The following is a 9,523-nucleotide window of genomic DNA, read 5'->3' on the forward strand; positions in this document are numbered from 1 at the left end:
CGTTTAGGCTCTGATCCGTATCATGAAGAGCCTTGTACTTTAGTGAAGCCAGCGGGCCCGATAACTGCGAGCATCTAAGTGGCAGAGATAAGGGAATCGGGTGTAGCGTCCTAAGCCACCAGGCCACCAAGGATCTAACGCCCAGTAGAGTTGGCGACCAGTCAAGCCATCGCAGTAGAAGTCGATCGCATCGCCGACAATATGCCGACTCATGGAGGCACCCCCGGCTTGGGCGTTGATGGCCGGGGGGCGGTACCAACTGGTGATGACAAAAGGGCGGCCGATGCGATCGCGGGCTTCTTGGGCCAGTTGGGCAATGCGGATCATCGCGTCTACAGTGGATTGATCGGGCGGCAGCCGCGCCCCGCCCCGGGTGGCCTCGGCCCAGGTGAAGCTACCGCCGGAAATGATGGCAGCGGCTAGTTGCAGGTTGTCAGGCGTCCAGCGGGCAGGGCGACGAGGGGGCGTGGCGGGCATCGGGGCAGGCATGGCTTCTAGGGCATCGCGGCGGGCTCGCTCCATTTGCCGCAGATCATTGAATAGGGACTGAATAGCGGGGATGCGGCCATCCATGCGCCGCCAAATGGTGACCAAGCGAATCAGCGCTTCCCGGTGATCGGCGTCGCCGGTATAAATCGTGGGTACTGTCATCCAAAAATCGAGGAGGGCGCGATCCAGCTGGTTGGCAACTTGGGTAATTGCGGCGGCATTTCCCGCCTGGTTCACCAATACTTGCGGATCGACCCCTAACTGACGAATCACCGTGGTGCGCGAATCTAAGCCGTGCCACATGCGATAACCCTCGGTCAGGGCAAACCGTTGATCACCCTGGCCGCGATAGTTGGCCGGAATGCGTTGCACAAACGCGACCAAAGCCGGATCGAGAATCTCGGGATTGGTTTCGTGGGCAAAGGGGGCTTCGGCGGTCAGGGTTTGAATCGCCTCTTCTCGTGAGTCCAACTCGCGCCACAATTGCACCAATCGCAGCAGGGCCTCGCGCTGGTTGGGATAGCCGGAAAAATACCGATCCGCTTGGGCAATGAATTGCAGCAGTGCTTGATCGAGCCGGGTCTCGTCGATCGCCTCCGAGGGGGTGGTAAAGCCGAGGGTGGCGATCGACGCAGCTGGGGTATCAAGCTTGCGCCACATCCGCACCGTTTCGATCAGGGCCTCGCGCTGAAAGGCGAGCCGACTGTAATTATTGGGCACGCGCTCCACAAAGGCGAGCAATACGTTATCGAGGGCAGCTAGGTTTTGGGGCAGGGTGGCCGCACTAAAGTCAGTCTTCAGGTCAGTGAGATACGCTTGCTGCAACGCTTCCGCATCTACCGGCTCTAAGTGGGCCGCGGCCGCGTCATTGGGGGGCGGACTGTAGCCTTTGGCGATCGCCTGGATAAAGCGATCGGTGTAGCGACCTTGCGCCCCGTCCCAGAGGTCTTTGCCCTGCCAGCCCGTAGCAGTCAGATGATTGGTGAGGCTGCGAATCGTGTTGGCCGCATATTGCACCTGCTCGGGAAAGGTATTGACCTGATCCGGCGGAATCCGATTGGCCGGAGCAATGCCGAGTCCTGTTTCGCCATCGGTCAACGGCGGTTTACGCTGGGTCGCGTACAGGGCCGCCAAAATTGGCTTGTGAATGCCTGCCCGAGCTGCTTCGATTAAATAGTAGTCATTACGTTGATCAGGCGAACGTTGTGCCATAGCCCTGAATCCTTCCAATATCCCCAAAGTTTAGGACGTTTATGAAAAAATCTCCGGTGCTGTGGCAAGAATCTTCGTGGACGCAGCTGCAAAGGGTGCAATTAATTGCCAGCGATATGGATGGCACGTTGACTCGGCAGGGCCAATTTACCCCCATGCTATTGCAGGCGCTGGCCACCCTGGCGGACATGCAGGTCGCGACCTTGATCGTCACAGGCCGTTCGGCGGGCTGGGTACAGGCGGTGGCGCACTACTTGCCAGTGGCCGGGGCGATCGCGGAAAACGGCGGCGTGTTTATCGCGCCCCAGACAGGCGCTACTGAATTACTGGTCGATATTTCGGCACCCGACCAGCACCGTCAGCAGTTGGCCGCCATGTTTGCCCAATTGCAAGACGAGTTGCCTGACCTCACTCCGGCGGTGGATAATCCCTTTCGCCTCACGGACTGGACATTTGCGATTGGCGAGCTGTCCCCGGCGGCGCTGGACCACATTGCCGATATCTGTGGCCAAGCTGGCTGGGGCTTTACTTACAGCACCGTGCAATGCCACATCCGGCCCCGGCATCAGGACAAAGGCGTTGGTCTGAAACGGGTATTGCAGCGGCATTTTCCCCACATTGCCGTGACGGATGTGGTGACCGTGGGGGATAGTCCCAACGATGAAGGGTTATTCGATGCCGATCTATTTCCCCTATCGGTCGGCGTGGCCAATGTGCAGCATTATGTCGATCGCTTACAACACCTCCCGACCTTAATCACTCCCAGTGCTGAAGTGGCGGGCTTTCAGGAACTGGTGACGGCGATCGCTCAGGCAAAACGATTGGCCTCGTGATGGCTGGCATTACTTAGGTGGCTTCGGGGCAAAGGAGCAGCGGCGGGGAAGGGATCACCGACCGTGTGACTCAATGACACCTTTAGGATTGACATAGCGTCATCAGCCATAAAACCAGGACAGATTTACTATAAAAATGCGGGTGAGCTGGTGCAGGCTGACTTGGCTGCCTGCGGTTCCTGTCGTCAATGGCTTTGGTGTCTCCCTCGGTCTAAGCTTGTGCTGCCTTTTGAATTCATCTTGCCGGGTCGCCCTGTTTCCTGGCAAACCAAAGATAAGTCCAAGCTCCAGGCGTGGATGGCGACGGTGCAACAGGTCGCGAGTCAGCGATGGGACAGCGATCGCCCCTACGATGATTATGTGCGTCTCAAGCTGACCTATTACTTTGAAGCGCCTGGGGGCAAAGAAGACAGCGTGCCCGACAGCGACAACATTATTAAGCCCGTGCGGGCCGCTTTAGTAGGAGTGATTTTCGAGCATGATTACTTAGCATCAGATGTGATCAGTCGCCGCAAAAATTTGAATGGTTCCTTTCGGGTACGAGGCATGTCGCCAATCCTAGCGGTGGGCTTCATTCAGGGAGTAGAATTTGTGCATGTTAGGATCGAAGGCGCGCCGGACCCTGCCGATCTGAGCTAATGAGTTCTTGCTAGTTGTCACTAATATGAGCTACCGCACCCATCAATCTAGCTTGGAGCACCGCCGCGTGCTGAGACTGGCGCGCGAATACCGCAGCGAAGGATATGACGTGACGGTGTATCCGCAGGCGGCAGAGTTGCCAGAGCCCTTATCAAAATGTCCCCTTGATCTGATTGCCCGAGGGGCCGACAAGGTCATTGCGATCGAGGTCAGAACCCGCGAGAGCTTGACCCTCAATGGGTTAGAAGATCTGCGCCGCATGGCAGAAAAGATTAAAGAAATTCCCGGTTGGATTTTTGAGCTGGTGGTGACCAATCCACGGCAGCCGAAAAAAGAGCGCTAATCGTGGCCAAGTCTTCCGCTTCAGAGAGGCTTTGACGGGAATGCGAAATTTTCAAGCCGAAGGCTCATGTTAGTCCGGTGGTTTGCCATCAACCACCTCCTCTATCCTTCCAACAAAATTTTGCAGCGCAGTGAGCAAGGCATTGCCGCCCAAAATGTAAGAAGAATTGGCCACCGTGGAATCCATTTGAGTGTTGCCAGCCACTAAGCCAATGCCGATCGCGGTTTGCAGTGTGCCTAAGGATAAATCGCGTCGCCGCCGCTTTTTGGGTTTGCGGCTCAGGGCAATGGTCTCTTCATGCTCGGTGAGCACGGCGTCATTCAGCGCAGTGAACATCCTGAGAATTTGCTGGCTGTTACCGATGGGGTGGTCTGCATCTGGCGATCGCAGATAGTCCGCAATCACTTGTTGAAAAGTGTTGTGGCTGACCCCCAGGGGATGAATTGAGTCGAGTTCTGTTGAGACAAAGGGGGCGGGATCTGGGCGGAGGCGCGATCGCAACTCCTCCATCGCCCCCGAAGCCGTTGCTGCCGATTGAATCAACGCCTCAATCTCCGCTTCCACCGCAGACTTCGCCAACTGGCTCAACACCTGCTGCTGAGCGGCTCCCAAAACTTGCTGCCGCTCTGCGGTGGTAGTGCCCGAGTGTTTCAACTGTTTGACGGCTTTTTGCCACGCCCGCAGCGCCACCAACAGTTCCGTGATTTCTGATGCCATGCCAACCCAACTCCGCTAGGCGTACAAATCGGCCACATAGTCGCCGTAGCCGTTGTAGATGACCGTGTCTTGTCGCTCCCAGTCAAACGGATTGGTGTTGGTGCCAACGATTTTTTCCGTCTTTTGTGACCAGCGAGGATGGGGCACGTCAGGATTCACATTGGCCTCAAAGCCATATTCATTGGGAGAAATCGTATTCCAGTAGGTGGCGGGCTGTTCGCGGGTGAACTCAATTTTCACAATCGATTTGCCGCCTTTAAACCCATATTTCCAGGGCAGCACCATGCGAATCGGGGCACCATTTTGCTTCGGCAACGTGCGGCCATACAAACCGACGGCAAAGAAGGCGAGTTCGTTCGCCATTTCTTCAATGGTTAAGGCTTCGACGTAGGGCCAGGGCAGATCGCGCCCCAAGCCCCACGATGGGCCAGGGGTGACTTCCGGATCGTAGAACGAGGTGAAGCTGACAAATTTGGCGTCGCTAGTTGGTTCCACCGCCGCCATCAGCGATCGCATCGGAAAGCCTAGCCAGGGCACGACCATGGCCCAAGCTTCGACACAGCGAAAGCGATAGACCCGCTCTTCCAACGGGAAGCGCTGGGTGAGATCGTCCAGGTCATAGGTTTGGGGATTTTTGACCAAGCCGCCCACCTCCAACGTCCAGGGATCGGTCGGCAGTGCTTGGGCGGCTTCCCAAATATTCTTGGTGCCGCCAAATTCATAGAAGTTGTTGTAGCTGGTGGCGTCTGACCTTTCAGTGATGGCCCGCCCCGCATCGCGAAAGTCTGGATTCAGGGTGAAGCCGTTGAGTCGGTTACCCCAGGTGGCTTGCAGGGCGGAGTCTGGATTGGTGGCCGATCGCTGGCAAGACGCAAACGAGACGGCGGAGGCCCCAATCCCCATGCCGACCAGCCCCTTAAGCACTCGGCGGCGATTCCAGTAAGCGGCTTCGGGGGTCACACGGCTAGTGGGTAACTGCCAGGATTGGGGAAGGTGGATGAAGCTCATGGGGCGATCGCTAGTGGGGGTGGCATTCCCCCCGATTGTGACATTTTTTCTCGGTTCAGGAGAGAACCGCGATCGCTCTGCCCTCACCGAGAATCCCGCTTAATCATCTTGGCAGGATGTGACAAGATAAAACAGATTGTTGAATGCCCGCCTGATTGCATGACTGATTCTTCCTTTGTCTCCATGCCCGCCTACGAAAAACTCAAGACGCTGCGACCGCTGATGCTGAGGCTGCACAAAGCGCTGCTCGAAGCCGAGCAAGACAGCTACGAGCGCGTCCACGGCCCCATCACCTCCAAAATGGAGCTATTTCAGCTCGTGATTAGTGATGAGTGGTTTGATTGGCTGCGGCCCATTTCACAGTTCATTGCCCGCATTGACGAATCGGTGGCCTCTAAAGAGCCGGTTTCGCCCAACGTGATTCATGGCCTGCTGGAAGAAGCCCACGACATTTTGCCCCTACAGTCAGATGCGGTGAGCGAGGCGGCGGTTCGGTACCAGCGCGCCGTCGATAATTATCCCAAAATTGCCACCCTACATGCGCAGGTGATGGAGGTACTGAAGCCCAATTTGCCGGGAGCCAGTGAGCCCTCTGGATAAGGGAAATTGGCAGGCGCGATCGCACTCCGGTGGCGGCTTTATGGGCAAGCGGCCAGACTACGGGGACACGCTCAGATGTTGCTGATGAAATCCTAGGTACGGCTCAGGAGCACTGACGAGCGTACAGCAACTCGGTACTCTCGATGCAGGATGCCTTAGCTGGCCATCTTGTTTTGGCGAGCGGACTGGAGTTCTTGAATGCGCTCTAAATTGCCGACGGGGATGGCCTGAATTAAGCGCTGGGTATATTCTCGTTGTGGCTCAAAGTAAATGCGGTCGGCGGGGCCAAGCTCTTCTAGCTGGCCTTGGTTCATCACCATGATGCGATCGCTCATAAATTTCACCACCGCCAGATCGTGGGAAATAAAGATGTAGGTCAACTTGAATTCCGCTTGTAGTTCCTTCAGCAAGTTCAAAACCTGGGCCTGCACTGACACATCTAGCGCGGACACGGACTCGTCGCAGATGATGAACTGAGGGTTGAGTGCTAAGGCCCGGGCAATGCAAATGCGCTGACGTTGCCCTCCGGAAAACTCGTGGGGAAAGCGATTGATGCAGTCAGGATCGAGGTCAACCCGTTCTAGCAGGTAGGCGACGCGCTCTTGGCGATTGCGACGACTGCGGGCAACTTTATGAATTTTCAGCGGTTCCGCGATCGCGGCTCCCACGCTCATTCGAGGATCCAGCGCACTAAAGGGATCTTGAAAGATGTATTGCATCTCCCGCCGCAGCTTTTTTAAGCCTGCGCCTTTCAAACTGAGCGCATCTTGTCCGTTGAACCAGACATGCCCGCCCATCGCGGGGGCTAACCGCAGCAGCGATCGCGCCAGGGTGGTTTTGCCGCAGCCCGATTCACCCACGAGCCCAAAGGTTTCGCCTTGAAAGACCTCGAACGAAACATTGTTCACCGCCATCACATAGCGTTTGGTATTCCCCAAGACGCCCCGCACTGGGTATCCCACTTGCAGGTTCTCCACTTTCAGCAGTGGGCCTTGCTCAGTGATTGCCGCCAGCCTGGCCGCCGACTCTGCCGCCGTCACCACCGTTTGATAGACCTGCACGCTCTCGGCATTCTGGGGTTTTTCGCGAATTTGAGGCGTTCCGCTGGCATCGGGCACGACTTCCATAAAGTCCGAGACTGTAGGCAGTTGGCGCAACCGTTGATGTGGTGTCGGACGGCAGGCCAGCAGCCCCTTGGTATAGGGATGTTGAGGATTCGAGAAAATCTCCCAAATGGAGCCATATTCCACGATTTCGCCCTGATACATGACGGCGACCTGATCGGCGATTTCGGCAATGATGCCCAGGTCGTGGGTGATGAAAATCATGCCCATGCCCCGACGATCGCGCAGTTCCCGTAGCAAATCCAGAATCCGTGCCTGCACCGTCACATCCAGCGCCGTGGTGGGTTCATCGGCAATCAGCAAAGTGGGGTCGCAGGCGATCGCCATGGCAATCATCACCCGCTGCAATTGCCCCCCTGACAGCTCATGGGGATAACGGTTGAGCATTTCTTGCTGGCGCTGTTCGACCGCTGCTAACACTTGGGGCGGCGTCCAAGCGGGATGTTCCTGGGCCAGGATGGTCGCTAATTCATCGTTACTGTCTAAAAGTTTGACTTCTTGCAGTAACGCGATCGCCTGCTTAACGGCTTGCGCTTGAGACAATTCCTGATGTTGCAAAATCGCTTCGATAAGCTGAAACCCACAGGTATACACCGGGTTGAGGGAGCTCATCGGTTCCTGAAAAATCATGGAAACCTGGTCACCCCGCAGCTTTTGCATCGTGGCGGGCGCGAGCGATCGCAAATCGACTGCAGGCGTATCGGCGGCGGCTTGAAAAAAGATTTCCCCCCCAGTAATTTCACCGGGCGGATGCGGAATCAAATCCATCACCGACAGCGCCGTCACCGACTTGCCCGAACCAGACTCACCGACAATGCCCAAGGTTTGCCCCCGTGGCACTTGAAAGGAAATATCCCGCACGGCCTGAATCAGACCACTCTCGGTTTTGAATTGCACAGACAGGTGGCGAACATCCAATACAGGAACAGTCATGGGATCAAACACAGGCATTGACAGCGTACAGTTGGATTAGCTGGATCATAACAGCGGTCTCCCCTAGAAAACGGTTTCCCGAAAACAGGATGTTCACACTTGCGATCGCCGTGCTGGTCATGCTGATCGGCTCAGCCATCTGCTCCGGTACCGAAACGGCTCTCCTCTCCGTACCGATTTTGAAAGCGCGACAATTGGCTCAATCACGACAGCCTCGCGCGTTGGCGCTCTTGTCGATTCGGCAAAGGGTGAATCGGCCGATCGCGACCATCGTGATTCTCAACAATCTGTTCAATATTGTCGGCAGCATTATGATTGGCAGCCTCGCGGTCACTGTCTTTGGCGATACTCTGCTCGGGGTCTTTTCTGGCATCTTGACGTTCCTCGTCATCGTGTTTGGCGAAATTTTGCCGAAAACCTTGGCCGAACAACATGCCCAGCAAATCGCGTTACTGATGGCGATTCCCGTCAAAGCGGTGACCTTGCTCATGACCCCATTTGTCGTCATGTTGGAGCGCATTACCGCGCCCTTTGCCCGCAGCAATCGACTCCCTACCACCAACGAAACGGAGATTAAGCTCCTGGCTTCCATTGGCTATCAGGAAGGCATCATCGAAGAAGATGAAGCCGAAATGATTCGCCGCGTGTTTCGGCTTAACGACATTCAAGCCGCGCATATCATGACCCCGCGAGTCGAATTAACGTATCTGCCAGGGGATGCGGCGATCGCTCGTCTCAAAGACGATATTCTCGCCTCACCCCACAGCCGGATTCTGCTGATCGAAGAAGACATTGATCACGTTCAAGGGGTGGCCCTCAAAGATGACCTATTGACAGCACTCATCGAAAATCAGGGCGACCAGCCCGCCCATACGCTCAAACGCAACGTCCGGTTCATCGCCGAAGGCGAACGCGCCGACAAACTCCTGCAAGAATTTCAAACCAACCGAGAGCACATCGCCGTAGTGGTGGATGAATTTGGCGGTGTTTCCGGCGTCGTCACGTTAGAAGACGTCCTCGAAGAACTAACCGGGGAAATCGTAGATGAGACAGACGTCAACGTCGATTTACAAGCCTTAGCCCGACAGCGGCGTAAGCGACTGCTCCAATCTAAAGGCTTTGGCGACCTGCCCTCTTCTAAGCAGCAGTGACCACCAGGGCATCGTCTCCCCGTACTGTGGAACGCACCGGGCATGAGTCAGACCTCACACCACATAAACGGGTGACAACGAGGCGTCATTGACCAATACTGCGAAACGAAGGCTGATGGAAGTTGCTCATTTAATCCGGTACTAGACCACTTGGCCGAGGAGCTCGCCTGTTACTCAACTCCCCGCCGATCAAGTTTCGACTCTGCCCAACTTACGAAGCGAGCAGTTCACGCGAAGTCGAAACCGGGTTTATCAGAAACATCATTTAGCGGCATATCCCTTACCTTGTCAGGGGGGAGCACTTGACATGCCTATACTTGCAGCATTAGCAACAGTTTGTGTGACTAAGGGACTTGCGCGCAAAAAAGATCCCCATGAACCGAGTTTCGACTCCGCTCAACCTTAGTGGTGCAGAAAAGTCCTGAGAGTATTGATGTAGCTAGATTCTCAGATTGAGAAGGGGAGCCATCTGTG

General features: G+C 55.9%; 9 protein-coding genes. 5 read left to right on the forward strand and 4 right to left on the reverse strand.

What is annotated here, in order from left to right; genetic code table 11:
* Positions 1-39: 39 nt before the first annotated feature.
* Positions 40-1,701, reverse strand: coding sequence for a D-Ala-D-Ala carboxypeptidase family metallohydrolase (locus JUK32_RS09600; protein ID WP_204138640.1), 1,662 nt, complete (start codon positions 1,699-1,701; stop codon positions 40-42).
* Positions 1,702-1,742: 41 nt separating this feature from the next.
* Here JUK32_RS09600 and JUK32_RS09605 point away from each other — a divergent pair, with 41 nt between their 5' ends.
* The 3 genes from JUK32_RS09605 to JUK32_RS09615 all read left to right on the forward strand — a co-directional run bounded on the left by JUK32_RS09605 (position 1,743) and on the right by JUK32_RS09615 (position 3,516).
* A complete protein-coding gene (locus JUK32_RS09605; protein WP_204138641.1) occupies positions 1,743-2,534 on the forward strand; it encodes an HAD family hydrolase in 792 nt (263 codons plus the stop codon).
* A gap of 219 nt (positions 2,535-2,753) precedes the next feature.
* Positions 2,754-3,173 (forward strand): RusA family crossover junction endodeoxyribonuclease, encoded by a 420-nt coding sequence (locus tag JUK32_RS09610; RefSeq protein ID WP_204138642.1) that lies wholly within the window; start codon positions 2,754-2,756, stop codon positions 3,171-3,173.
* A gap of 7 nt (positions 3,174-3,180) precedes the next feature.
* Positions 3,181-3,516 carry a hypothetical protein gene (locus JUK32_RS09615; protein ID WP_204138643.1) on the forward strand — a complete coding sequence of 112 codons (336 nt, stop codon included), beginning with the start codon at positions 3,181-3,183 and terminating at the stop codon, positions 3,514-3,516.
* A 69-nt stretch (positions 3,517-3,585) separates the two neighbouring features.
* On the opposite strand, the gene JUK32_RS09620 is transcribed toward JUK32_RS09615, so the two are convergent.
* Complete coding sequence (locus JUK32_RS09620; RefSeq protein WP_204138644.1) at positions 3,586-4,233, reverse strand: hypothetical protein; 648 nt, start codon at positions 4,231-4,233, stop codon at positions 3,586-3,588.
* Between the two features lie 15 nt (positions 4,234-4,248).
* On the reverse strand, positions 4,249-5,241 hold the full coding sequence (gene msrP, locus JUK32_RS09625) for a protein-methionine-sulfoxide reductase catalytic subunit MsrP (RefSeq protein ID WP_204138645.1): 993 nt from the start codon (positions 5,239-5,241) through the stop codon (positions 4,249-4,251).
* Positions 5,242-5,400: 159 nt separating this feature from the next.
* Here msrP and JUK32_RS09630 point away from each other — a divergent pair, with 159 nt between their 5' ends.
* The gene (locus tag JUK32_RS09630; RefSeq protein ID WP_204138646.1) at positions 5,401-5,841 is read left to right on the forward strand and encodes a hypothetical protein; all 441 of its coding nucleotides are present in this window, start codon (positions 5,401-5,403) and stop codon (positions 5,839-5,841) included.
* Between the two features lie 155 nt (positions 5,842-5,996).
* Here the strand turns inward: JUK32_RS09630 and JUK32_RS09635 are convergent, their stop codons facing one another.
* Positions 5,997-7,898, reverse strand: a complete 1,902-nt coding sequence (locus tag JUK32_RS09635; protein ID WP_204138647.1) for an ABC transporter ATP-binding protein — start codon at positions 7,896-7,898, stop codon at positions 5,997-5,999.
* 89 nt (positions 7,899-7,987) lie between these two features.
* On the opposite strand from JUK32_RS09635, the gene JUK32_RS09640 reads away from it, so the two are divergent.
* Positions 7,988-9,049 carry a hemolysin family protein gene (locus JUK32_RS09640; RefSeq protein ID WP_204138648.1) on the forward strand — a complete coding sequence of 354 codons (1,062 nt, stop codon included), beginning with the start codon at positions 7,988-7,990 and terminating at the stop codon, positions 9,047-9,049.
* Positions 9,050-9,523 lie beyond the last annotated feature (474 nt).

The organism is Halomicronema sp. CCY15110, assembly GCF_016888165.1.
Lineage (GTDB): Bacteria > Cyanobacteriota > Cyanobacteriia > Phormidesmidales > Phormidesmidaceae > Halomicronema.

What these genes read in the sequence shown, in the direction of transcription:
- JUK32_RS09620 (WP_204138644.1), bottom strand. Translation starts at nt 4,233, where the DNA reads ATGGCATCAGAAATCACGGAACTGTTGGTGGCGCTGCGGGCGTGGCAA.
- JUK32_RS09635 (WP_204138647.1), bottom strand. Translation starts at nt 7,898, where the DNA reads ATGACTGTTCCTGTATTGGATGTTCGCCACCTGTCTGTGCAATTCAAA.
- JUK32_RS09640 (WP_204138648.1), top strand. Translation starts at nt 7,988, where the DNA reads ATGTTCACACTTGCGATCGCCGTGCTGGTCATGCTGATCGGCTCAGCC.
- JUK32_RS09605 (WP_204138641.1), top strand. Translation starts at nt 1,743, where the DNA reads ATGAAAAAATCTCCGGTGCTGTGGCAAGAATCTTCGTGGACGCAGCTG.
- JUK32_RS09630 (WP_204138646.1), top strand. Translation starts at nt 5,401, where the DNA reads ATGACTGATTCTTCCTTTGTCTCCATGCCCGCCTACGAAAAACTCAAG.
- JUK32_RS09600 (WP_204138640.1), bottom strand. Translation starts at nt 1,701, where the DNA reads ATGGCACAACGTTCGCCTGATCAACGTAATGACTACTATTTAATCGAA.
- msrP (WP_204138645.1), bottom strand. Translation starts at nt 5,241, where the DNA reads ATGAGCTTCATCCACCTTCCCCAATCCTGGCAGTTACCCACTAGCCGT.